Consider the following 25,139-nt stretch of genomic DNA (forward strand, 5'->3'; position numbering starts at 1 on the left):
GCGTTAGCCTTGATATTGCAGTGCACAAAACCATTTGGCAACGTGTATTTTTGTGCGGTGCAAAATAAACTTTGCTAAAGCCCTCCTTGTTAGCTGTAAACTCCTGCTCATCGAACGGCCAGGCTAGCCCTCTTTAACTAAAGGGGTCTGATGGGCCGGTTCCCATGCACAGCGTCAGGAGATCACGATGGGTCAGGAATTAAATATTGCGCTGCAAGATGAAGAGTTCTCCGAACCCGCCGGCTTGTTCGAACACCTGAATCATCTGCAACGCCTCAATACCCGCAACGTCCTCGACGCCGTGCAGAAGCGCCAGGCAAAAACCTTCGCGCCTTTAAACCTTGGACAACTCCGACAGCCAACGCCTGCTGACTGGCAGGAATACTTCACGGACCTCGGCCAACGTAGTGTGTTGTTCTGGGACACCTTGCGTCAGCGCGGCGACAACACCCTGGCCCACGAACGCGCCGGGTATCCACTGCTGCTCAAGTTCAATCATGAAACACTGGTCGCCGGTGAAGACCTGCCCCGCCCGGTCAACTATTCGTTGTTGCAAATCCTCGGCGGCCCCGGTCAGCGGATCGACAGCAAAAAACAGCCGGTGATCATCATCGATCCCCGCGGCGGTCACGGCTCGGGCATCGGCGGGTTCAAACAGGATTCGGTCATCGGCGAAAGCCTGAGAGCCGGCCACCCCACCTACTTCATCTCCTTCAGTCACGCGCCCCGCCCAGGGCAAACCCTTGCTGATATCACAGACGCCCAAGCGCGGTTCATCGAAGTCGTCAGCGCCCGGCATCCAGACAGCGCCAAACCAGTCGTCATTGGTAACTGCCAGGCGGGCTGGGCGTTAATGGGCCTCGCGGCCACCCGTCCAGAGCTGCCAGGGCTGATCATCGTCAATGGTGCGCCGTTGTCGTACTGGGCCGGCGTCAACGGCCGCAATCCAATGCGCTACACCGGTGGTTTGTTGGGCGGTGGCTGGATGGCACGCCTGGGAAGCGATCTGGGCAATGACCGTTTCGACGGCACCTGGCTGGTGAGCAATTTCGAAAACCTGGACCCGGCCAACACCTTTTGGGGCAAGTACTACCACCTGTTCAGCGAAGTCGACAGCGAGGCGGCACGCTTTCTGGACTTCGAACGCTGGTGGGGCAGCCCGACCCTGCTCAATGGCGAAGAGATCGAGATGATTGTCGACGACCTGTTCATCGGCAATCGGCTGTCCGGTGGCCTGGGCCGCAAGAGCAGCGGGCTTGACCTCAAGCTGATCGAAGTGCCGGTGGTGGTGTTCTGCTCGTATGGCGACAACATCACCTCCCCACAGCAGGCACTGGACTGGATCACCGACGTCTATCCCAGCGATCTCGCGTTGCAAAATGCTGGACGCACCATCGTTTACCTGCGACACGCGAGCATCGGTCACCTGGGCATCTTCGTGTCCGGTGACGTGGCGCGGCGTGAACACCGTGAATTGCTCGGTGCGGTCGATGCGATCAATGCGCTGTCAGCCGGGCTGTATGAAATGCTGATCGAAGACCTGCCAGAGAATTCGGCGACGCCGTATGCCGTGCGTTTCGAACGCCGGCGTATCGCCGACATCCATGGCCAGGTGCAACCGCCCCGCGATGACGATCGCGAATTTGCGCTGGTCCAGCGCGTGTCCGCTATCAACAACAGTGCGTACGACGAATGCATACGCCCGTGGTTGCGCCAGTTGATCAATGAACCAAGTGCCGAAATGCTGCGCCGGGCACATCCTTTCCATCAGCAGCAAGTGGCCTGGAGCAGTTTGAACCCGGCGCTTTGGTGGCTGGCAGGCAGTGCCGCCCAAGTGAGCAAGGATCGTCACCCCGCCAGCCAGAACAACCCGTTGCTGGTCTGGCAGGAACTGTTTTCCAACCAGATGCAGGATGCCTTGAACGGCTATCGCGACCTGCGTGATGCGGCTCAGGAAATGTGTTTCTACGGCGTGTATGGCGTGCTCAACAGCCTCGCTGGCAATGCCCCCGGACGAAATCTGCAGGAACATGCCGAGCAGCACGACAAGGTTTTGATCGAGCGCTTGCAGGATGCCCTGCCCCTCGGCGGCCTGATGGAAGCCTTGATACGGATCCTGTTCCTGCTGGGCCGCGACAGCGACGAGCCGGGCAAGGAAAGTGTCGAAAAATTGATCCTGCAACTGCAGGCGCTGCTCCAGGACTACAGTGCCGAGCCGCTTGATTTGCGCGAAACCCTGCGCCTGCAAAAACTGCTGGTCGCCACCCATCCGCAAGAAAGCCTGCACAGCCTGCCCTTGATGCTTGCAGAGGTCGAAGAACGCCAGCAAGTGTTGGCGGCTGTCGCCAATTTGTTGCCGGAACTGCTGACCAGCGGCGCAGACAACCTCTTCTGGCGGGAACTGCACACGCTGCTCGACGTGCCGCTGCCAGGTTTCAGCCTGACCCAACCACCCGGTGAAGCCGATGCCATCGAAGGGAAAGTCCCGGCGGTAACCCCTGAGCCGATCAAGCAGATCACCCCGGTGGAAATCCCCAGGCCAATCAAGCAGAAAACCCCTGTGGTCATCCCTGAGCCCGTTAAGCAGGAAGCCCCAGCGCTAATCCCCGAGCCAATCAAGCAGAAAATACCCGCAGTGACCCCAGCCCCCATCGCCAAGGTTGCCAGTCCTGTGCGCAAACCTGCCAAGGGCAAGAAAGGCGTGAAAAAACCTCCGGTGAAATAACGTTGAACTTTGACGGGAGGCTGCGTCAGACCGACGCGGCCTCCTTGATTTCAAACGATTCATCGGCCCGATACTGACCGGGTGTCATGCCAAACCAGCGGCTACAGGCTTTGTTGAAACTGCTGTGATCATGAAAACCAAGGAGATACGCGACATGCTTCATGTTGAAGTGAGAATGGCGCAGGTAGAAATCAGCCAATTGCCGGCGCACCGCGTTCTGCACGTCCTTGAATTGCGTCCCTTCCTTTTCCAGCGCGCGTTGCAACGTCCGCTTGCTGATGTTCAATGCCGCTGCGATCGACTCCATGTCGCATTGCCCCTGGCCCTGACTCAAGCGCTCGGTAATCAATGCGCGAATTCTGCTGACAATGCAAAAACCAAACAGCAGGTCCAGTTGAGCCTCGGCAAAACTGTCATGCAGCACCGCCAACGCTTCATTGGCCATGCTCAACGGACGCATCAGTTCCTCACTGTCAAACAAAATGCTGTCGTAAGGCGCGTCGAAATGCAGGTCGCAGCCAAACAACCGACGATGCTCGGTGGTGTCTTCAGGTTCGGGATAGGTGAATCCCACGCTCAAGGGTTGCGGTGCGTTGCCGCCCGCCAGCTTACGGCAGAAACCCAGCAATGAAGCCAGCGCTGCATCGGTGTATTGGCGAGGTTTGATCGAGCCTTTTTGTTGATGATCAAGGCCGGAAAGTCGGTAATTCTGCTGTTCCGATGTAAAGAAAAGGCTGAACCCGGTACCAATCAACGGACTGAAACGGACCAGTCGTTCAAGGGCGTTTTTCAGATTCAGGCTGGACATCATGGTGTAGCCGACGATCTGAAAGCTGCCGGGGTGGAAACTTCCATAGGCCTTCAAGCCAATGTCTGGATCCCCCGAGGCCTGAGCGGCCAGATCCCATAGTCGATAGATAGCCCTTCGCTCGCAAAACGCTCCTGGTTTGTTCGCGAGTTTCATGTCTAGTTCAGCCTCCTGGCACAGACTGGCAACATCCAGTCCTTGAGCCAAGAGCGTATTTACCAGCACGCTGGCATAGCCTGAACTCATTCTATACATGGCGTCCTCAATGACCTGTGGAACCGAACATCCTGTCCGGGGCCGTGACTGATCTGCGATGAAACAAATACTAACGGGTGGTTCAGTTGCCAATATTGATCCCAGTATAGGTACTCCTCACTTTTAACCACTATTTCAGACCACTCGTCACCTTGCAGCAGCTGCCGAGCCCGCGAGGCTGTAGTGAGAGGATTGTGGAGAGGCGACGACAGAAAGCTCAGTTTCGCCTCGGACATGGCGCCTTTGGACACCAGACCGTCACCTCTCAACACTTCCGCACGCCCTGCCAATACCGAACAATCCCCCATCTTGCCGCGCAAAATACAAAAAGGAAGAGAGCATATGAAGTCGCTTGGTCGTATTGCGTTGGTCACGGGTGGTATGGGTGGAATTGGCACTGCGATAAGCCAACGCCTGTACAAGGAAGGATTCAAGGTCATCGTGGGCTGCAGCTCCGATTCCGCCCGCAAGAAAGAATGGATGGCGAGCCAACAGGAGGCGGGTTATCAATTCGAATGCATCTATGGCGACATCACCGATTGGGAATCAACACGCAACGCGTTCGAGATGGCGCGTGAGCAATTCGGCCCGATCGATGTCCTGGTCAACAACGCCGGGATCACCCGTGATGCGTCCTTTCGCAAGCTGACGCCCGAAGACTGGAACGCGGTCATCGGCACCAACCTGAGTGGCCTGTTCAACACCACCAAACAGGTGATTGAAGGGATGCTGGCCAAGAAGTGGGGACGGGTCATCAACATCTCCTCGATCAACGGTCAGCGTGGTCAGTTCGGTCAGACCAACTACAGCGCGGCCAAGGCCGGTATCCATGGCTTCACCATGGCGCTGGCCCGGGAAGTGTCCGGCAAGGGCGTGACCGTCAACACCGTTTCCCCAGGCTACATCCAGACCAGCATGACGGCGGCCATTCGCCCGGACATTCTCGAGACCATGATCGCGGCCACACCGGTCGGGCGTCTCGGTCAACCAGAAGAAATCGCCTCCATCGTGGCCTGGCTGGCTTCCGATGAATCGGCCTACAGCACCGGGGCCGACTTCTCGGTCAACGGCGGCATGAACATGCAGTAGACCTGTCAGGGCATGGATGCCCTGCTTTCGCTCGACAACATCTTAATGAGGTCACGCATGAACGAAGTCGTAATCGTTGCCGCTACTCGTACCGCCATTGGCAGTTTTCAAGGTGCCTTGTCCGCGATTCCAGCCACCGAGCTGGGCGCAGCGGTCATTCGCCGTTTGCTGGAAGAGACCGGTCTGGACGGCTCGCAGATCGATGAAGTGATCCTCGGCCAGGTACTCACCGCAGGCTCGGGGCAAAACCCGGCACGTCAGACGGCGATCAAGGCCGGCCTGCCCCATACCACCCCTGCCCTGACCCTGAACAAGGTTTGCGGCTCGGGCCTCAAGGCGGTCCAGCTGGCCGTCCAGGCCATCCGTTGCGGCGACGCCGAACTCATCATTGCTGGCGGCCAGGAAAACATGAGCCTGGCGCCGTATGTTCTGCCCAAGGCCCGCACCGGTTTGCGTCTGGGTCATGCGCAACTGCAAGACAGCGTGATTCAGGACGGTTTGTGGGACGCCTTCAACGATTACCATATGGGCATCACTGCCGAGAACCTGGCGAAGAAATACGAACTGAGTCGCGAAGACCAGGACGCTTTCGCCGCGGCTTCGCAACAGAAAGCCTCTGCCGCCATCGAAGCGGGTTACTTCAAGCGTGAAATCACCCCGATCCTGATCCCTCAGCGCAAGGGTGAGCCGCTGGTCTTTGACACCGATGAACAGCCGCGTCCGGGCAGCACGCTGAAGGCGCTGGGCAACCTCAAACCCGCGTTCCAGAAAGACGGCAGCGTGACCGCCGGGAACTCGTCGACGCTCAACGACGGTGCCGCCGTACTGTTGCTGGCCAGCGCCGCCAAGGCCCAGTCCCTCGGTTTGCCGGTTCTGGCACGCATCAAGGCTTACGCCAGCGCTGGCGTCGACCCCTCAATCATGGGCATCGGCCCGGTACCGGCCACCCGCTTGGCATTGACCAAAGCCGGCTGGAGCCTGGACGACCTCGACCTGATCGAAGCCAATGAAGCGTTCGCCGCGCAATCACTGGCCGTCGGCAAGGAACTGGGTTGGGACACCAGCAAGGTCAACGTCAACGGTGGCGCGATTGCCTTGGGTCATCCGATCGGCGCATCGGGCGCGCGGATTCTGGTGTCGCTGTTGCACGAACTGATTCGTCGCGACGGCAAAAAAGGCCTGGCCACGTTGTGCATCGGTGGCGGCCAGGGCGTCAGCCTGGTCATCGAGCGCTAGAAGAAACACAGGACTGCTTGCTTGACTGCTAACGCGGCGCCGAAGTCCGGCGCCGCGGTTTTTTTCTGCCAGGTTTACTGATGTGGGCAAGGAGTTCCATGGACAATAACGCGCATACCTTCAACACCTTCTGGTCAGGCCAGGTTCCGTTCATTGCCTCCTTTGCAGTGCAACAACTACGTCTCTGGGTCAGCACCAATCCGTGGTTTACCGGCCAGGACTACAACGAGTGGTTTGACCTGCCGCGCGGCACCCTGGACAGCCTTCAATCGGACTACCAACAGCAATGGGGCGAACTCGGCCAGCAACTGCTGACCGGTCAGCCATTCAGCTTCGACGATCGACGTTTTGCCAGCGGCAACTGGAGCCAGCCCCTGTTCGGCTCGCTCGCAGCGTTTTACCTGCTCAACGCAGGGTTTCTGCTGAAGCTGCTGGACACGTTAGCGATCCCGGACAAAAAGCCGCGCCAGCGCCTGCTCTATCTGGTGGAACAGGCCATCGCGGCCGGCGCGCCCAGCAACTTTCTGGCCAGTAATCCCGATGCGCTGCAACGGGTCGTCGACACCCAGGGCAGCAGCCTCCTCACCGGCCTGTTGCACCTGGCCAGCGACCTGCAAGAAGGCAAGATGCGCCAGTGCGACGCCGGCGCCTTCAAAGTCGGTGTCGATCTCGCCAACACCCCCGGCGAAGTGGTGTTCGAGAACGAACTCTTCCAGCTGATTCAGTATTACCCGCAAAGCGAAACCCAGTACCGGCGCCCGGTGTTTGTCGTGCCGCCGTCCATCAACAAGTACTACATTCTCGACTTGCGCCCGGACAACTCGATGGTTGCCCATTTGTTGAAACAAGGGCACCCGGTGTTTCTGATGTCGTGGCGTAACTTCGACCAGGAGCACGCTGGCACCACTTGGGATGACCTGATCGAAACCGGCATCCTCAAAGGCCTGCAAGTGACCCGCGAGATCAGCGGCGAGCAGCGGCCCAATTGCGTCGGCTTCTGCATCGGCGGCACCTTGTTGAGCTCGGCGCTGGCGGTCCTGGCGGCGCGTGGCGACCGCGAGATTGGCAGTGTGAGCCTGTTGACCACCTTCCTTGACTACCTCGATACCGGCCCCATCGACATCTTCGTCGACGAACAACTGGTGGCCTACCGCGAGCGCACCATCGGCGGCCAGGATGGCCCCATCGGCCTGTTCAAGGGCGAGGACATGGGCAATACCTTCTCGCTGCTGCGTCCCAACGACTTGTGGTGGAACTACAACGTCGACAAATACCTCAAGGGCCAGAAACCGATCCCCCTTGACCTGCTGTTCTGGAACAACGACAGCACCAACCTGCCCGGGCCGATGTACTGCTGGTATTTGCGCCACACCTATCTGCAGAACGACCTGAAATCCGGTGAGCTGGACTGTTGCGGGGTCAAGCTGGACCTGCGCGCCATCGATGCTCCGGCGTACATCCTCGCCACCCATGACGATCACATCGTGCCGTGGAGAAGCGCTTACGCCAGCACCGAGTTGCTCTCCGGGACCAAGCGTTTTGTACTGGGCGCATCAGGGCATATCGCCGGGGTGATCAACCCGCCGGCCAAGGAAAAACGCCACTACTGGACCAACAACCGGGTCACCAAGAACCCGGAAACCTGGTTCAAGAACGCCCAGCAACATTCCGGTAGCTGGTGGAATGACTGGTTCGTCTGGCTGGCTGAACAGTCTGGCGAACGCCAGCCCTCGGTACTGCATACCGGTAACGCGCAATACCCGGCGATTGAGTCGGCGCCTGGGCGTTATGTGATGCAGTGACCGACAGCCCCGCGCCTTGACCGACAGCGCGCGGGGCCGTCCTTCAGCGTCCTCGCAAAAAAACCAAACACAGCACATCGGTTCAATATTCCCGCCTGAATCTACGCAACCATGGCCTCCTCACTCACCCGTAAGGACATCGCCATGGCCCTCGCAAAAGCTGTTCCCGGCAAAACCCTGCTGACCCCGTCCGACCACACCCTGATCATGATCGATCACCAGTCGCAGATGTCCTTTGCGACCAAGTCAATTGACGCCGTCACCCTGCGCAACAACGCTGCACTTGTGGCCAAGGCCGCGCGGGGCTTCAAGGTCTCGACCATCCTGACCACCGTCGCCGAGAAGAGCTTTTCCGGGCCGATCTTCGACGAAATCAAGTCAGTGTTCCCGGAACACAACGTCATCGACCGTACCAGCATGAACACCTGGGAAGACGAGCGCATTGCCGTCGAAGTCAACGCGTTCGGCAAACAGAAAATCGTCCTCGCCGGTCTGTGGACCTCTGTGTGCATCGTGGGCCCGGCACTGTCGGCCATCGACCAGGGTTTCGAGGTTTACGTGATTGCCGATGCCTGTGGCGACGTCAGCACCGAAGCCCATGAAATGGCGATGCAGCGCATGATCCAGATCGGTGCCCGCCCAATGACCTCGCTGCAATACCTGCTTGAACTCCAGCGCGACTGGGCACGTACCGAAACCTATGACGAAACGGTGAAAACCTCGATTGCGAACGGAGGCTCCTACGGTCTTGGCCTGATCTACGCCAAAACCATGTTCGGTGCCTCGGAAGGCCATTAAGCGCCGTCTAAAAACAAGCGACTCCAGACATTCTGGAGTCGCTGTCCTCGTGATGAATAAGCCATGAAGCTTTGCGCGCAAGAACTGAAACTCGCGTTGCCGTTCTGGGTGTCGGTGCTGTTCGCGGGCTCGGCCGGGGCTGCTCTGGCTGATGAACCGACGCAACCCTCCCAGGGCTTTCTGGACGGTGCATCGTTGTCGGTGCTCAGTCGAAATTTCTACCTCAACAGTGACTATCGGTCACCGTCACCCGCGGACAAAAACTATAAACAGGAGTGGGCTCAAGGATTTATCGGCGCTTTTGAATCTGGATTCACACCCGGCACATTTGGATTTGGCCTGGATGCCCATGGGTTTCTGGGGCTCAAGCTCGATGGCGGCAAGGGCCATTCCGGGACTGGACTGCTGCCCGTGGATGCTGATGGCCGCAGTGAAGACAACTACTCCAGCGGCGGCGCGGCGTTGAAAATCAAGGCCTCCCGAACCACAGTGGCCTTCGGTGAAATGATGGTGGAAACCCCGGTGTTCGACACCGCAGACAAACGCCTGCAACCGGAGTACGCCACGGGTTTTTTGCTCAACAGCCGTGAAATCGACGGTATGAATCTGCAGGCCGGTCACTTCACCGCGTTCAAGAACCAGGACAGTTCTTCGAGCAAAGACGACTTTTACGGCTACGGCGCCAACACCGAGGCCGGTGGCATCTCGTTTCTCGGCGCTGACCTGTTCACCCAGAGTCCCGTCGGCGGCGCGCTCTACGCTTCCGAGCTGACCGACACCTGGCACCAGTACTACGCCAACCTGCACCTGAAACAATCCGGCATGTTCCTCGATGCCAATGTCTATCACACGCAGGACACCGGCCAGGCGTTGGCCGGCGCCATCGATAACACGGCATTCAGCCTGTCGGGCAAATACACTCACGATGCCCACGGGTTCACGCTGGCTTATCAAAAAATCAATGGCGACACGCCCTTCGATTTCGTCGGTGGCGACTCCATCTACCTCGCCAACTCGATCAAGTACGCGGACTTCAACGGCGCTCATGAACGTTCCTGGCAAGCACGCTATGACCTTGACCTGGGCCCCTACGGGATTCCCGGGCTGAACTTCATGACCCGTTATGTGAAAGGCAGCCAGATCGACGGCACCCATGCGCCCAAAGGTGGAGCCTACAACCCGTTCGACGAGACGCTCGGTGAGTACGTTCCTCAACAAGGGGACGGCGGACGGCATTGGGAGCGGGACATAGACCTTCGTTATATCGTGCAGTCCGGCTCGGCCAAAGGGCTGTCCGTGCAGCTGTCCCATGTTTCGCATCGAGCCAACACAGCCCAGGCGGGCGATGATATCGACAGGGTTTATGTGGTCATCCAGTACCCGTTGAGCTTCGGGCATCTCTGATGGGGAAAATGGCGGAAGGCAGCCGGAGTCGAACCTGCCCGGGAACGGATGCCGTCCCCAACCGGGTTTGAAGCCCGGCCGCGCCACCGGGCGCGATTGCCTTCCTTGAAATCAGTGGTCGGTGCGTTGGGCCAAGGCATTGTCGAGGCGGATGTGGCGCTTGTCGCCAAACCGTCGCGTCAGGCCGATCCGGTCGAAGTATTCGAGAATCTGGATGCTGCGCTTGCGCCCCAGGCCCACCGCATCACGAAACGCCGTGACCTGAATCACCGGGTTTTGCGCCGCCAGTTGCACAAGCATAGCCGCCAATCGGCGGATCATCGTGTCGGTGTAGAACAGGTCACGGACGACTTGATGCACCAATCCCAACCTCGCCATTTTGCACAGCAGCAAGCGCACGGCCGCCTCGTCATGGCCAAGGTCGCGCACCCACGGCGGATCAAAACCAGCCTGTTCGAACAATGGCTGCAAGTGTTGCCACAAGGCGTCGTCGTCTTCGCTCAAACGCACCTGATGATCGGGTAAATGCAACCATGGCCCGCTGGCGGCAATGGCCGCGCTGGCGAGTAATTCGTCGAGCAGGCTGATGAACGTCGCACGCTCCAGCGCTGTGCCGCTGAACCGCCGCAGGCGATCCCGGTCCGGGCCCATTTGATCCGGTTCCAGTTGATGAAAACGTGCGAGGTGTTCCAGCAACAGTGCTTTCAGTGCTTCCCAGCGGGCCGCACTGAACAGCAACGGGCCTTGGCGGGTGTCGATCAGGCGCACGTCATCGGGCAAAACCCAGGTGTTGCGGGGGCGGTTGAACTGACGCTCAAGACGCCGCGGGTCGAGCCCGGTGTCGCTGTTGGCCAATAATGCCGGCAGGATCTCCTCCAACTGATTACCTGTGGCGAGGGCGTATAACTGCGCCAACCGTTCGGGGCTGCGGCGTTGTCGGGTCGGTGCAAACGGGTCGAGCACCCGCGCGCCGCCGAGGGTGCGTTGGGCGCTCTGGTCCCGCAGGATCAAGGGATCGCCCTTCACGGCCTGCACCGGCGCATTCAACAGCAGTTGCGCGAACATCCGTTCACCCGGCAAAAGGCGAGTGCCTTCCAGCAACGCCACCCGGCCGGTCACGTCCTGAGTCCCCACGTGAACATGCACAGGGTGAAAGTGCTCGAAGGCTTTGGGTTCGCTGGCCAACAATTGCAGGTCGATATCCACTCGCTGGGTTGGCGCGTACAGCCACTCGGACGACAGCCACTGACCGCGATGGATCTGCTCCAGGGCCAAGCGTTCGGCACTCAGGTTCAACGCCACTCGCTGTCCGGCCATGGCGATCTCGGCAGCCTGACTCTGCGCATGCAAGCCACGCACGCGAACGGGTTTGCCCAGCGGGCCGAGCATCAGCGTATCGCCCACGGCCACCACGCCAGACAACGCAGTGCCGGTCACCACGATACCGACGCCGGCCACGTTGAAGGCTCGGTCAATCGCCAGGCGAAAACCGCCGCTGGTGCTGCGTTGAAGAACTTCACGTTGCGCCGCGAGCAAGGCCTGACGCAGCGTCTCGACGCCCTCCCCGGTCACGCTCGACAGCGCAATCTGCGGCGCGTTGGCATAGGGGCCCGGGGCCAGCAATGTCTGGATCTGATCGCGAACGGCTTGCACCCTGGACGGTTCGACGCGGTCGCATTTGCTGATCGCCACCAGCGCTCGAGGGATACCCAGCAGTTCAACGATGGCCAGGTGTTCGCGAGTCTGCGGCATGACACCATCGTCGGCCGCGACCACCAGCAACACCAGATCAATGCCCTGAGCCCCCGCCAGCATGTTGTGGGTGAAGCGCTCATGACCGGGCACGTCGATAAAACCGGTCAGGGGCGCGTGGGGTTCCAGCGCCGCGTAGAGGTAGCCGAGGTCGATGGTCATGCCGCGTTCACGTTCTTCCCGACGCCGGTCGCCGAGCAGGCCGGTCAGTGCCTGGAGCAAGGCCGTCTTGCCGTGGTCGATGTGCCCGGCGGTGCCGACGATCACGCTACGGTTCCTGCCATTTGATCGAGTTGCGCCAGCCACGCCGGTTCATCGTCCAGTTGCCGCAGGTCCAGCCACAACGCATCGTCATCAATGCGCCCCAGCACCGGAATCGGCAACGCACGCAGGACCGCTTCCAGACCCTGCAGCTGCCGCCCGCGAAGACGTTTGGATACGTGCGGTCGCAGGCATAACGCGGCACTCGGCAATCGCGCCACCGGTTGGCTGCCGCTGCCGATCATGCCCAGCGCCGGTACTGCGCTGACGCTCCAGCCGTCGCCCAAGGCTTTGGCCAGCGAGGGTTGCAGGCGTTCAGCCTGGGCGAGGATGTCCGCCTGGGGTCGGGTCAGCAGGCGCAAACTCGGCAACCGTTCGGCCAGTCGATCAGGGTCGCGGTACAGGCCCAACACCGCTTCGAGGGCGGCCAGGGTCAGTTTGTCGACCCGCAAGGCGCGTTTGAGTGGATTCTTCTTGATCTTCGCGATCAGGTCTTTGCGGCCGACAATCAACCCGGCCTGGGGGCCACCCAGCAGTTTGTCGCCACTGAAGGTGACGATGTCGGCGCCATCGATCAGCGCCTGGCGCACCGTCGGTTCGGCGGGCAAGCCCCAGCGCGTCAGGTCCAGCAGGCTGCCGCTGCCGAGGTCTTCAAGCAATGGCAAGCCGTGTTGATGCGCGAGTTGCGCCAACTCGGCGGTCGGCACCCGCGCGGTGAAGCCTTCGATGTTGTAGTTGCTCGCATGGACGCGCATCACCAAACCGCTACGGGGGCCGATGGCCGCCTCGTAATCCCGGGCATGGGTGCGATTGGTGGTGCCGACTTCGTGGAGCCTGACCCCAGCCCTGGCCATGATGTCGGGAATGCGGAAGGCGCCACCGATTTCGATCAGTTCGCCCCGGGAAATGATGCCTTCCTTACGCGCGCCCAGGCTGTTGAGCGCCAGCAACACCGCCGCGGCGTTGTTGTTGACCACCGTCACCGCCTCGGCGCCGGTCAGCTCGCGGATCAGGCCTTCGATCAGATCGTCACGGTCGCCGCGCTTGCCGCTGTTTAGATCGAATTCCAGGTTAAGCGGATAACGGGCCGCCCTTTGCACCGCTTCGATGGCTTCCTCCGGCAACAACGCTCGCCCCAGATTGGTGTGCAGCACCGTACCGGTAAGATTGAACACCCGGCGCACGTTGCTGCGATGCTGACTGGCCAAGCGTTCACCCGCCCTGCCCGCCAACGCTTCAGGCGCGACTTCAATGGCGTCGAGTTGCCCGAAAAGGACCGGTTCACGCAAGTCATCGAGCAATTGCCGCAGGCTGGCCAGCAGCGCATCTCGCCCGTAACGTTCGGCCAATGGCTGACAGGCGGGATGGCGCAGCAAACTGTCGATAGAAGGCAGCCGCAGGGTTGAGCTGGCGGATCTGGAAGACATCAGGCGCTCCCGCAAACGTTGACCGTCGCGCCTGAGTGTAGTCGCTGAGCCCGGAGGGATAGCTTAAAGGGCTCGCTCAGTCACCTCCCGGTGCCAGCAACAGATTAGGCGCCGGACGCTGGTAGCCTTCCTGCTCCAGGCGCATGTCCAGTAGCAGGCTGGTCAGGTCCGTCGACAGCGCTTCGGCCTCGGCGTCGTTTTCCAGGTAAAGCAGTTTCAGGTAGCTGCGACAGCCCGGACAGACCTCCGCGCGCAACGGGGCCTGGTTGGCGGCGTGGCGGTCGTCATCGAGGCTGACGTATTCAAGGCCTTTGCTTTGTTCGCAATACACGCACTTGACCCGCACCACATGCCATTCGCAGGCACACAACGAGCACACCAGATACCGCAAGCCGTTGTACTTGCCGCGATGACGAATCACCCCGGCCATGGCCGGCGAACCACAGGCCGGGCACTGACTGAGACTGTCACCGGGCTTCAACGCAAGGTCCGGCGTGCTCAGCAACCAATGACTCCAGGCCACCTGCAACGTTGCGCCGAGAAACGGCACCACGGCGGCGGGCAGCAAGGCGAACTGGCCGCTGACCAGCGCAATCGCCCAGGCCTTGCGTTGCCCGACGTTGGCGCTGCGCAAGGTCGCCACGGCTTTTTCCACGGCCGGTTGCGGCGGTGGCTGGTAACGCTGCAATAGCGCTTCGAGGTAAGGCAGCCAATGGTCTTCGCGCACCAGACTGTCGGCTGCGAACGGCGGCAAGCCATGTTGCTGGCACACTCGCCTACGTTCGGGATCGGGCATGGCGGTGACAGGCGGATCGTCCAGCAGACGCTGCTGCACGTGGCACAGGCCGGTCACCAGCCGCAGGTAATCGGCCAATGGATGGCCGTCGACCAGACGCTCCAGGCGCAAGGCGCGCAAGGTGAACAGGTTGTTCGGTGGCAGGTGCAGAAACGGCGGCGAACTCGCCGCCGCTTCGATCTCGCCAGGCTCAAGAATCGTCGCCAAGGGGTTATCCTTTTTTGCTGATTGGCCGGTCGGGGTGTTCGTCGCGGGTCACTTCGCGGTACCAGAGTTCATGGTGTTTCCTCGCCCAGGCGCGGCTGACCCAGCCATGCGTCATGGCGCTGACCGAACCCTTGATCCAGATGCCAGCGTAGATGTGAACGATGATGCTCAGCACCAGGATCAAACCCGCCAACGCATGCAGCAGCATCGCCCAACGAATGCTGGTGATGCCGAAGTACTCGCTGAAATACGCGCGCCAGATCACCAAGCCGCTGAACAACAGCACCAGCATGCAAATCAGCAAGGTCCAGAACAGCAGCTTCTGCCCAGGGTTGTACTTGCCGATGGGCGGCACGCCCTCTTCCTCGTTCTTGATCACCCGCCCGACGCGTCGCAGCCACAAGCGGTCATTGCTGATAAAGAAGTTCGCCCGGAAGAATTGAATCACCAATCCCAGGAACAGGACGAACATCACCACGCCCATGAACGGATGCAGAATGCGCGTCCACGGCCCACCGCCAAACAGATTGCTCAGCCAGAACAGCGCCGGGTGGAACAACGCCAGCCCCGACAGCGCCGCCATGAAGAAGAAAATCGCCACCAGCCAGTGATTGGTGCGCTGGTTCGAGGTGTAGCGCAGGATCTGTCTGCGGATCATGGTCTGTCCTCCCCGCGCGGATCAAAGGTGTGTACCGACGGATCGACTTCATGCACCGCAGGATCAACGGTGGTCGGCAGTTCGTCCTCCTCGACCAACTGCGGCCCGACCCGTACGTAGTGGAAGAACCCGGCCAGCACGGCCAAGCCCATGGCCAGTAAGCCCAACGGTTTACTCACGCCTTTCCACAACTCCACCAGCGGACTGATGGTCGGAGCGCTCGGCAGGCCGGCATACAACTTCGGCGTGTCGGCGTGGTGCAGCACGTACATGACGTGGGTGCCGCCGACACCTGCAGGGTCATAAAGACCGGCGTTGTCGAAGCCACGACTCTTGAGGTCGACGATCCTTTCGGCCGCGTGTTCTTTCATATCATCCTTGGTGCCGAACACAATGGCGCCGGTCGGGCAGGTTTTGACGCAGGCTGGCTCCAGCCCCACCGCCACCCGGTCCGAGCACAATGTGCATTTGTAGGCCTTGTGATCCTTCTGCGAGATTCGCGGGATATTGAACGGGCAACCGGTGATGCAATACCCGCAGCCGATGCAATGGTCCTGGTCGAAATCGACAATGCCATTGGCGTGCTTGATGATCGCCCCCGGACTCGGGCACGCCGCCAGGCAACCGGGCTCGGCGCAGTGCATGCAGCCGTCCTTGCGAATCAGCCACTCCAGGTTGCCGGCGTCGGTTTCATGCTCGGTGAAGCGCATCAAGGTCCAGGTTTCTGCGCTCAGGTCCTGTGGGTTGTCGTAGGTGCCGAGGTTGTGGCCGACATCGTCGCGCAGCTCGTTCCATTCCGAGCAGGCGACCTGACACGCCTTGCAGCCAATGCACTTGGTGGTGTCGATCAGCTTGGCCACTTCCTCTTGATTGCGTACCGAGGACGGGACGGTCGTGGTGGCCGAACGGGCGATGATGTCTTGGCTGGCCATTTAGACTTTCTCCACGTTGACCAGGAATGACTTGGATTCCGGGGTCTGAGTGTTGCCATCGCCGAGGAACGGCACCAGGGTGTTGGTCAGGTAACCGTGACGGGTGGCGCCAGTGAATCCCCAGTGCAACGGGATACCGATCTGGTGCACCACCTGATTGTTGACCTGCAGCGGACGAATCCGCTTGGTCACCACCGCCACTGCTTCTATATGCCCGCGCTTGGAACTGACACGCACCCGGTCGCCGGCCACGATGCCTTTCTCCTTGGCCAGCACTTCACCGATTTCGACAAACTGCTCGGGCTGGGTCACGGCATTGATGGGGCAATGCTTGGTCCAGAAGTGGAAGTGTTCGGTCAGCCGGTAACTGGTCGCCGCATAAGGGAAGTCCTTGGCCTGCCCGAGGGTTTCCCAGACTGAATCGAAGATCCTCCCGGCCGGGTTGCTGGTCGCCTGCTTGTTGTTCGGGTGCATCGGATTGATGCCAATGGGCGTCTCGAACGGCTCATAGTGTTCAGGGAACGGGCCTTCGTTCATCTTGTCGAGGGCGAAGAAACGCGCCACGCCTTCGGGGTTCATGATGAACGGGTTGATGCCCGCTTCCGGTGGGGCATCGACCTTGTAGTCGGGCACGTCGGTGCCAGTCCAGGCCTTGCCGTTCCACCACACCAGACGTTTGTTCGCGTCCCATGGTTTGCCTTGAGGGTCGCAGGAGGCGCGGTTGTAGAGAATCCGCCGGTTCATCGGCCAGGCCCAGGCCCATCCCAGGTTCTGTTTCATGCCGAAAGGATCGCTATTGTCGCGCCGGGCCATGTTGTTGCCCTGCTCGGTCCAGCTGCCGCAGAAGATCCAGCACCCGGAAGCCGTGCTGCCATCGTCCTTGAGTTGGCCAAAGCCGGACAGCTGCTGACCGGCCTTGACCACCGCACCTGAGGCGTCAGTGACATCGGCGATGGCATAGCCGTTAAATTCCCGGGCCAGCTCTTCCGGTGTCGGGTCTTCCGCCGTCTTGTAGGGCCAGTCGAGCTTGAGGATCGGCTCGGCCCAGGCACCGCCGTTGGCCTGGTAACGCTTGCGCAGGCGCAAGAACAGCTCGGCCATGATCTTCACGTCCGTGCGCGCCTGCCCTGGGCCATCGGCGCCCTTCCAGTGCCATTGCAGCCAGCGACCGCTGTTGACCAGTGAACCGTTTTCTTCGGCGAAACAGGTGGTCGGCAGACGAATGACTTCTGTCTGGATGCTGGCCGTTTCCACATCGTTGTAAGGCCCGACGTTACGCCAGAACTCTGAGGTTTCGGTGGCCAGTGGGTCCATCACCACCAGCCATTTGAGTTTGGCGAGCGCCTTCATCACACGGTTCTTGTCCGGTAATGCGGCGATCGGGTTGAATCCCTGGCACATGTAGCCATTGACCTCGCCCTTGCCCATCATGTCGAACATTTTCAGGATGTCGTAGCCGGGAATGTCCAGCTTGGGCAGCCAGTCGTAGCCCCAGTTATTCTCAGCAGTGGCGTTGGCGCCGTACCAGGCTTTCATCAGGCTGACGTGAAACTTGCCGTAGTTCTGCCAGTAGGACATCTGCCCGGGACGCAGCGGCTTGAGTGCGCGCTTGGCGATATAGGCGTTGTAATCCTGTTCGGCCTCAGACGGCAGGGTCAGGTAACCGGGTAGCAGGTTGGACAGCAAGCCCAGGTCGGTCAGGCCCTGAATGTTGGAGTGCCCGCGCAGGGCGTTCACGCCCCCGCCCGGCATGCCGACGTTGCCCAGCAGCAGTTGCACCATTGCCGCGCTGCGAATCATCTGCGAGCCGGTCGAATGCTGGGTCCAGCCCAGCGCATAGAGAATCGTCATGGTTTTGCCCGGTTGCGAGCAGGTGGCGATCTCTTCCCAGATTTTTTGCATCGCGTCCGTGGGCATGCCGCAAACCTGACTGGCCAGCTCCAGGGTGTAGCGGCTGTAATGCTGCTTCATCAATTGATAGACGCAGTGCGGGTCCTGCAAGGTCGGGTCGACTTTGGCGAAGCCGTCCTCGCCGATTTCGTAGCCCCAGCCGGACTTGTCGGTGTAGGTGCGTTTGTTAGCGTCGTAACCGCTGAACAATCCGTCCTCGAAGCCGTAGTTGGCTTTGACGATGAACGACACGTCCGTATAGGCGCGCACGTACTCGTGCTGGATCTTGTCTTCAGTCAGCAGGTAATTGATCAGCCCGCCCATGAAGGCGATGTCGGTTCCGGTGCGGATCGGCGCGTAATAGTCGGCCACCGAGGCGGTACGGGTGAAACGCGGGTCGACCACAATCAGCCGCGCCTTGTTGTGGGCTTTGGCTTCGGTCACCCATTTGAAACCGCAAGGGTGCGCTTCTGCTGCGTTGCCGCCCATCACCAGAACCAGATTCGCGTTGGCGATATCGGTCCAGTGGTTGGTCATGGCACCACGGCCATACGTCGGGGCAAGACTTGCCACCGTCGGGCCATGTCAGACACGTGCCTGGTTATCGAACCCCAGCATGCCCAGACTGCGAATCACCTTGTGGGTGATGTAACCCGCTTCGTTGGACGACGCCGACGCCGCAAGGAAACCGGTGGTCAGCCAACGATTCACCGTTTTCCCCTGAGCGTTCTTCTCGATGAAGTTGGCGTCACGGTCAGCCTTCATCAGGTCAGCGATGCGATCCAGCGCTTCATCCCAGGAGATTCGCGTCCACTCTGTGGTGCCGGGCTTGCGCACCTGTGGGTACTGAAGACGGTTGGGACTGTGAATGAAGTCGAGCAGACCGGCACCTTTGGGGCACAGGGTGCCGCGGTTGACCGGGTGGTCGGAATCGCCTTCGATGTGGATGATGTTTTGCGCGACGTTCTTGGCCGCATCGCCCTGGCTGTACATGATCACGCCGCAGCCGACCGAGCAGTACGGGCAGGTGTTGCGGGTTTCATGGGTGTGGGCAAGCTTGAAGTGGCGCACCTGCTCGGCGAAGGCAGTCGCGGGGGCCATGCCCAGCGCGCCGAGGCTCGAGCCCGCAAGGCCGATACCAGCGACCTTGAAGAACTGACGACGGTTGAGGTCCATCGTGCACTCCTGTCAGGTGGAAACCCGGTATTTTTGCCGGGTTTTTCTGGACAATCATGGTGGCGGCAGTCTGGCTGCCGACACTTAAAACTGTAGACAATGTTAGAACTGACTGTGTGAAAACCGACCATCGGGCAACACCGCAGCCTCAGCCATCACACCCAACCTGTGGGTGCTCGCTCCCACAGGGGCTTGGCGTTTATCATGACCCCACGTTCAACCACGCTTTTTATGAGACTGAGCATGACTTTCGATTTTGATCAGGTGTTCGACCGCCACAACACCGGCAGTACCAAATGGAGCCGTTACCCGGCCGACGTGTTGCCGATGTGGGTGGCCGACATGGACTTCTCCGCACCGCCGGTGATCATCCAGGCCCTGCAAAAACGTCTGGAACACCCGATGCTCGGCTACAGCGTGGCCCAGGATGACTTGCGCAATGCCATCGTCGCCGACCTCTGGAACAAGTACGCCTGGCGCGTATTGCCTGAGGATTTGATTTTCCTGCCGGGCGTGGAGTCGGGGTTCAACATGGCGCTGAATGCGCTGGTCCAGCCCCAGCAGAACGTTGTGGTCCAGGTTCCAAACTACCCGCCACTGCGCCATGCGCCGGGTCACTGGGGCTTGAACAAGGTTGAACTCGAATTCGACGCGTTGGCGGACGGCACTTACGCCACGCCACTCGATGCCTTGAATCGGGCGCTGACCGGTGGCGGTGCGCTGCTGCTGAGCAACCCGCACAACCCGGTGGGCAAAGTCTTCCCGCGAGAAGAACTGCAAGCGGTCGCCGACATTTGCCTGGAGCAGGATGCCTGGATCATCTCTGACGAGATTCATGCCGAGCTGTGTTTCGACGGGCGCGTGCACATTCCGACAGCTTCCCTGAGCCCGGAAATCGCCAAGCGCACCATCACGCTGATGTCGGCGAGCAAGGCCTACAACATTGCCGGTCTGAAGACGTCTTTCATGATCATTCAGGACTCGGTTTTACGTGCAAAGGTCAACCACGCCCGCTGCGGCATGGTCGACAGCGTCAACCCGCTGGGCATGGAAGCGACGCGCGTCGCCTACAGCGAAGGCGGTCCTTGGCTGACCGGGTTGAAGGCGTATCTGCAAAGCAATCGGGATTATCTGGTGGACTCGGTCAATACGCGACTGCCGGGGGTGACCATGAATATCCCGCAAGGCACGTATCTGGCGTGGCTCGATTGCTCGGCGCTGGGCCTGGATAACCCTCAGCAGTTTTTCCTTGAACAGGCCAAGGTCGGGTTGAGCCCTGGTCTGGATTTCGGCGATGACAGCAAACAGTTCGTGCGCCTGAATTTCGGCTGCCCACGGTCATTGCTGGAAGAAGGCATTGCGCGGATGGAGCGCAGCTTGCTCAATCGCAAGGCCTGACAAAACCTCAGCAACACCACAAATCCCTGTGGGAGCGGGCTTGCCCGCGAAGGCGGAGTGTCAGTCACCATTGATGTTGAATGTGACGACCTCTTCGCGGGCAAGTCGGATCGCCGCACCGCCGCTCCCACAGGGTAATCTGTTTGATTTGAGAGATTCGACAGCCCCTGAAATCCAACCGAACTCAAGGCAAAACACCAGGGTCAATCCTTTGACTCCTCTGCCTTGAGAACGGAGATTTCGCAATGACTGCCTATCCACCCCCCCCCTTCCCGAAACAAAGCCAGCCAGTCCCCGGCTCCCAAAAGAAAATGGGTGATGACCTTCGACGTCAACATCACCGCCATTTTCAGGCTCTGTCAGGCCGCGTTGAAGCACATGAAACCCGGCAGTTCGATCATCAACACCCGTTCGGTCAATTCCGACATGCCCAAACCGACCCTCCTGCCTTACGCCACGACCAAGGGTGCGATTGCCAACTTCACCGCTGGCCTGGCGCAGATGCTGGGGCCGGAGAACATTCGGGTGAACTGCGTGGCACCGGGGCCGATCTGGACGCCGCTGATTGTCTCGACCATGCCCGATGAAGAGGTTCAGAACTTCGGCGGTCAAACCCCACTCGACCGGCCGGGTCAACCGGTGGAAGTGGCGCCGATTTATGTGTTGCTGGCGTCGGACGAGGCCAGTTACATCACGGGGCAGCGCTATGGAATCACCGGTGGCAAGCCGATGCTTTAAGTTGAACCCGTCGCCATTTCCAGAGCTCCACATTCTTATAGGCCCTCCAATGGCGGGCCTTTCGATATCTGGAGGTCATCATGTCCGCACCTATCGTCAAGCTGTTCACCCAACCGAACTACGCGTGGACGGATATCCGCAAGGAAGAGGAAGCGCATCCATACCACTACCTCGCTCATTTACTGTTGCTCGCCATGATCCCTGCTGTGTGCCTGTTTATCGGGACCACCTACATCGGCTGGAGCCTGGTCGAAAACGAAACGGTCAAACTCAGCAGCGCCAGCGCGCTACAACTCTGCGTTCTGCTGTACGTGACCATCGTCGCCGGCGTGGCGCTGATGGGGCTGTTCATCCGCTGGATGTCGCGCACCTTCGACGCGCGGCCGACCGTCAACCAATGCATCGGTTTTGCCGCTTACACCGTGACCCCGTTTTTCCTCGCAGGCTTCGCCGGTTTGTACCCGAGCCGCTGGCTGGCGATTGTGGGGCTGGGCGCGGCGTCGATCTATTCGACGTTTCTGCTGTTCGTCGGCTTGCCGACCTTTATGCATGAGCGCAAGGAACAAGGCTTGCTGAATGCCACTTGCGTCTGGGGCGTCGGCCTGCTGGTGCTGGTCACCCTCCTGGTCTCGATGATCCTGCTATGGTTCAACGTATTGACGCCTGAATACCTGCGCACGACCGTCGGTTGATGGCGCAGGCCCTGCATCGCGGCATGCACCCGGCGAGTACCGAGCATGAGCTTCATTTTATGGGTGGCGGTGTTGGGTGCGGTGCTGCTGACGCTGGCGCTGACCTCTTCGTACCTGCGCTGGATGCCGGTGACCACGTCGGCGGTGTGTCTGGTGCTGGGCGCAGCCATCGGTCCCGCCGGGCTTGGACTGTTGAAACTGGACACCGAAGATGCGTCCACCTGGATGGAGCACCTGACGGAAGTCGCCGTGCTGTTTTCGTTGTTTGTCTGCGGTTTGAAGTTGCGCTTGCCGCTCAGGAACGAAAACTGGCGCATTGCCTACGGCCTGGCTGGCCCGGTCATGGTGTTGACCATTGCCGGGGTCAGCCTGTTGCTGCATTACGCTTTCGAATTGTCCTGGGGCGCGTCCGTGTTGATCGGCTCGATTCTGGCGCCCACCGACCCGGTGCTCGCCGCCCTGGTGCAGGTCAACGACGCCCGGGATGACGACAGCGTGCGCTTCGGGCTGTCGGGTGAAGCCGGGCTCAATGACGGGATCGCCTTCCCGTTTGTCATCCTCGGCCTGCTGCTGGTGCAACACGACAGCAACCCCGGCTGGCTCAGCGACTGGGTGTTGCGCAGTCTGTTGTGGGCAATCCCGGCCGGTTTGCTCACCGGTTACTGGATGGGCCGCGGTATTGGCCGCCTGACCTTGTTAATGCGCATCAAAAATGACGACAGCACCCTTTCCCCGAATGATTACCTCGCCCTCGCCTTGATTGCCCTGGCGTATGTCGGGGCCGAGTGGATTCACGGTTACGGCTTTCTGTCAGTGTTCGCCGCCGGCTTGGGTTTGCGCCACGAAGAAGTCAAATCCACCGGCGACGACGAGCTTCCTGCCGAGCATCTGGTTCAGCCTGTCGTGGGACATCAGAACGTCGAGCCGCAGCACGCGGTTCATGGTGATACCGCAAGCCTTGAAGACACGCAGGTTGCCGCGGGCATCATGATGAGCGACATGCTCGCCTTTGGCAGTCTGGTGGAACGGGCCATGGAAGTGTTTCTGGTGACGCTGCTCGGCGTGGTGCTGATGGCGCATTGGGACTGGCGTGCGTTGTCGATCGCCGGCGTGTTGTTTTGCCTGATACGACCACTGAGCGTCGTCGCCATGCCGTGGGGCAGTTTGCTCAACGGCCACCAGCGAATGTTGATTGGCTGGTTCGGCATACGCGGCATCGGCAGTCTGTATTACCTGTTTTATGCCCTGAACCACGGGTTGGGTGAGTCAATAGCAACGCTATGCACCGACCTGACGTTGTCCGTGGTCGCGCTCAGCATCCTGCTTCACGGAATCAGTACTCAACCGATCCTGGCTCAATATGAACGGCAAAAAAAACAGATTTTTTGATTTGGTCGTGAGTATTTACGGCATGAATTATCGAATTTCTTCACTGATAAATTTGAAGTCCTTGAGCGACCCCGCAGGTCACAACCTTAATCCCACTCGGCTTTTGCACGGTCGGGACATGCCAGGTTCGGTTCCCCTGCGGCATCGATACCTATCAAGAAGAACCTCGAAAAAATCAGGTGTTGGTCATGGTTCACTATTCCACCTCCGATGAAATCAAAGCTTGCCGGGCTTTGGCCCTGGAACGTAATCATCAAATGTTTGAAGAGGCCCAGGCGCTCAGCCGTAGTGCCTTCGCGTTACTCGAGGGCAGCGACATGGATGTGGAACAGTTCGATCGTTATCGGGCCTTGCGTAGAAAGGCCGACTTGAAGTTCAAGGAAGCGATCGAGCACTTGCGGCTGCTCAACGAAGATTTCCCACCTGTCTCGATATCCACGCAAAACGCTCATCGTCCGCTCCAGCAACCCGAATCCATCTCCTGAGCGTTGAAAAGCCCGGCGACTGCGCCGAATGCTGTTCACTTAAGCGCGGCGTCCACATTTGTGGCGAGGGGATTTAGCGAAACGTCGCACCGCCCCGTTCGGCTGCGAAGCAGTCGTAATCCAGACAACTTAGTCTGTCTGAAAAGACGCTGGGGCCGCTTCGCAGCCCAACGGGGATAAATCCCCTCGCCACAGGTTCTAGCTCGACTGAAGAATGTCTTAAGTGAACAGCATTAGGCGCAGTCACCGAGCTTTTTTATTGTCTGAAACATCAATGTTCCACTGCGAACTGCATGAGTCAATTTCCGGACTCATGCAGGCTGCATGCCCCCAGTTCGCCATCAGTCACTTCAACTTATTGTTTTGTAAACACGTTATCGCACTGGCAAAAACCGGCACGACAAATGCTCCAGGACAATGAGCGACTTTCGGCCTTGAGACCGTTCGCGCTCACCCCCAGACATGTTGGAGAGACTCGACCATGAATGCCATAGACCTGTTGAAAGCCGACCATGAACGTGTAAAAGGCATCCTGACCCAATTAAGCGAATCCACCGAGCGTGGTGTTAAAAAGCGCGGCGAGTTGCTGGCCAAGCTGGAAATGGAGATCGCCATCCACACCCGTCTCGAAGAGGAAGTCTTGTACCCGGCGTACAAGAAAGCCGGGGGCAAGGAGCAGGACGTCATGTATTACGAAGCCAAGGAAGAACATCGCGCCGTAGATTCGCTGGTGCTGCCAGACTTGAAGGTCACCGACCCGTCCACGCCGGAATTTGCCGGTCGGGTGAAAGTGGTCAAGGAGCTGCTGGAACATCACATTGAAGAGGAGGAAACCGAGATGTTTCCTCAGGCCAGGAAGCTGTTGGGCAAAGCCACCCTGGAAGAGTTGGGTGCGCAAATGGAACGTTTGAAAGTTCAGTACAAGAAAGAGATGAGTGCAGGCAATCTGGCGGCTTGATGCTGGAGGAATGGCAAGGCACTGTAATGCTGTTCGCTTAAGGTTGGGGGCATATCCGTTTCTGCGGTAACGGCGGCTGGCGGTTTCGCTTTTACAGCGAGTCACTTGGAAAAGCCCCAAGTAACCAAGGGCTCTTGCCCCGCCATTCGGTGCCTCGCTGTGGCTCGGCATGCCGTAACGAAGGCATTGCTCCGGGGGCCCGCCGCCATCGGCCATCCATGGCCGGGGGCGGCTACCGCGGCATCCTTGCCGCGGTGCCCCCT

18 protein-coding genes, 1 tRNA gene and 1 pseudogene are annotated in these 25,139 nt (G+C 59.8%); 12 read left to right on the forward strand and 8 right to left on the reverse strand.

The features are described from left to right. Positions 1 to 187 precede the first annotated feature (187 nt). Positions 188 to 2,725: a DUF3141 domain-containing protein gene (locus KW848_RS01650; protein WP_218534988.1), complete on the forward strand. Its 2,538-nt coding sequence runs from the start codon at positions 188 to 190 to the stop codon at positions 2,723 to 2,725. Positions 2,726 to 2,750: 25 nt separating this feature from the next. On the opposite strand, the gene KW848_RS01655 is transcribed toward KW848_RS01650, so the two are convergent. Further along, on the reverse strand, positions 2,751 to 3,788 hold the full coding sequence (locus tag KW848_RS01655) for an AraC family transcriptional regulator (protein ID WP_218535364.1): 1,038 nt from the start codon (positions 3,786 to 3,788) through the stop codon (positions 2,751 to 2,753). Between the two features lie 342 nt (positions 3,789 to 4,130). On the opposite strand from KW848_RS01655, the gene phbB reads away from it, so the two are divergent. The 5 genes from phbB (at position 4,131) to KW848_RS01680 (ending at position 10,117) form a co-directional block, all read left to right on the forward strand. Next, a complete protein-coding gene (phbB, locus tag KW848_RS01660; protein WP_111449940.1) occupies positions 4,131 to 4,877 on the forward strand; it encodes an acetoacetyl-CoA reductase in 747 nt (248 codons plus the stop codon). 57 nt (positions 4,878 to 4,934) lie between these two features. Beyond that, positions 4,935 to 6,113: an acetyl-CoA C-acetyltransferase gene (locus tag KW848_RS01665; RefSeq protein WP_218534990.1), complete on the forward strand. Its 1,179-nt coding sequence runs from the start codon at positions 4,935 to 4,937 to the stop codon at positions 6,111 to 6,113. Positions 6,114 to 6,211: 98 nt separating this feature from the next. Next, positions 6,212 to 7,915, forward strand: coding sequence for a class I poly(R)-hydroxyalkanoic acid synthase (gene phaC, locus KW848_RS01670; RefSeq protein WP_218534996.1), 1,704 nt, complete (start codon positions 6,212 to 6,214; stop codon positions 7,913 to 7,915). 144 nt (positions 7,916 to 8,059) lie between these two features. Beyond that, entirely contained in the window at positions 8,060 to 8,713 is a 654-nt protein-coding gene (locus KW848_RS01675) for a hydrolase (RefSeq protein WP_008146861.1), read from the forward strand. 63 nt (positions 8,714 to 8,776) lie between these two features. After that, the gene (locus KW848_RS01680) at positions 8,777 to 10,117 is read left to right on the forward strand and encodes an OprD family porin (RefSeq protein WP_218534999.1); all 1,341 of its coding nucleotides are present in this window, start codon (positions 8,777 to 8,779) and stop codon (positions 10,115 to 10,117) included. Between the two features lie 9 nt (positions 10,118 to 10,126). Here the strand turns inward: KW848_RS01680 and KW848_RS01685 are convergent. From KW848_RS01685 to fdnG, 7 genes are all read right to left on the reverse strand, one after another. Then, positions 10,127 to 10,222: transfer RNA gene (locus KW848_RS01685), tRNA-Sec, on the reverse strand. Positions 10,223 to 10,228: 6 nt separating this feature from the next. Further along, positions 10,229 to 12,136, reverse strand: coding sequence for a selenocysteine-specific translation elongation factor (selB, locus tag KW848_RS01690; RefSeq protein WP_218535001.1), 1,908 nt, complete (start codon positions 12,134 to 12,136; stop codon positions 10,229 to 10,231). Continuing rightward, positions 12,133 to 13,557, reverse strand: a complete 1,425-nt coding sequence (gene selA / locus KW848_RS01695; protein ID WP_218535003.1) for an L-seryl-tRNA(Sec) selenium transferase — start codon at positions 13,555 to 13,557, stop codon at positions 12,133 to 12,135. The genes selB and selA overlap by 4 nt, the downstream gene beginning before the upstream one ends. 76 nt (positions 13,558 to 13,633) lie before the next feature. Next, positions 13,634 to 14,560 (reverse strand): formate dehydrogenase accessory protein FdhE, encoded by a 927-nt coding sequence (fdhE, locus tag KW848_RS01700; RefSeq protein WP_218535007.1) that lies wholly within the window; start codon positions 14,558 to 14,560, stop codon positions 13,634 to 13,636. A 4-nt stretch (positions 14,561 to 14,564) separates the two neighbouring features. Beyond that, a complete protein-coding gene (locus KW848_RS01705) occupies positions 14,565 to 15,218 on the reverse strand; it encodes a formate dehydrogenase subunit gamma (protein WP_192408513.1) in 654 nt (217 codons plus the stop codon). Continuing rightward, entirely contained in the window at positions 15,215 to 16,150 is a 936-nt protein-coding gene (gene fdxH / locus KW848_RS01710) for a formate dehydrogenase subunit beta (protein ID WP_218535010.1), read from the reverse strand. Before fdxH ends, KW848_RS01705 begins: the two co-directional genes overlap by 4 nt. Further along, complete coding sequence (gene fdnG / locus KW848_RS01715) at positions 16,151 to 19,216, reverse strand: formate dehydrogenase-N subunit alpha (RefSeq protein WP_218535013.1); 3,066 nt, start codon at positions 19,214 to 19,216, stop codon at positions 16,151 to 16,153. A 243-nt stretch (positions 19,217 to 19,459) separates the two neighbouring features. Between fdnG and KW848_RS01720 the strand changes: the two genes are divergently transcribed. From KW848_RS01720 to KW848_RS01745, 6 genes and pseudogenes are all read left to right on the forward strand, one after another. Then, the gene (locus tag KW848_RS01720; RefSeq protein WP_218535020.1) at positions 19,460 to 20,614 is read left to right on the forward strand and encodes a MalY/PatB family protein; all 1,155 of its coding nucleotides are present in this window, start codon (positions 19,460 to 19,462) and stop codon (positions 20,612 to 20,614) included. A gap of 300 nt (positions 20,615 to 20,914) precedes the next feature. Then, a pseudogene (locus tag KW848_RS01725) lies at positions 20,915 to 21,352 on the forward strand (SDR family oxidoreductase); the annotation flags it as partial. 80 nt (positions 21,353 to 21,432) lie between these two features. After that, entirely contained in the window at positions 21,433 to 22,044 is a 612-nt protein-coding gene (locus KW848_RS01730) for a Yip1 family protein (protein ID WP_218535022.1), read from the forward strand. Positions 22,045 to 22,089: 45 nt separating this feature from the next. Continuing rightward, complete coding sequence (locus KW848_RS01735) at positions 22,090 to 23,433, forward strand: sodium:proton antiporter (protein ID WP_218535023.1); 1,344 nt, start codon at positions 22,090 to 22,092, stop codon at positions 23,431 to 23,433. Between the two features lie 188 nt (positions 23,434 to 23,621). Beyond that, the gene (locus KW848_RS01740) at positions 23,622 to 23,918 is read left to right on the forward strand and encodes a hypothetical protein (protein ID WP_218535024.1); all 297 of its coding nucleotides are present in this window, start codon (positions 23,622 to 23,624) and stop codon (positions 23,916 to 23,918) included. Between the two features lie 481 nt (positions 23,919 to 24,399). After that, positions 24,400 to 24,876: a hemerythrin domain-containing protein gene (locus KW848_RS01745; RefSeq protein WP_218535029.1), complete on the forward strand. Its 477-nt coding sequence runs from the start codon at positions 24,400 to 24,402 to the stop codon at positions 24,874 to 24,876. Positions 24,877 to 25,139: the final 263 nt, after the last annotated feature.

The sequence above is a fragment of the Pseudomonas sp. PDM25 genome, from assembly GCF_019219045.1.
Lineage (GTDB): Bacteria > Pseudomonadota > Gammaproteobacteria > Pseudomonadales > Pseudomonadaceae > Aquipseudomonas.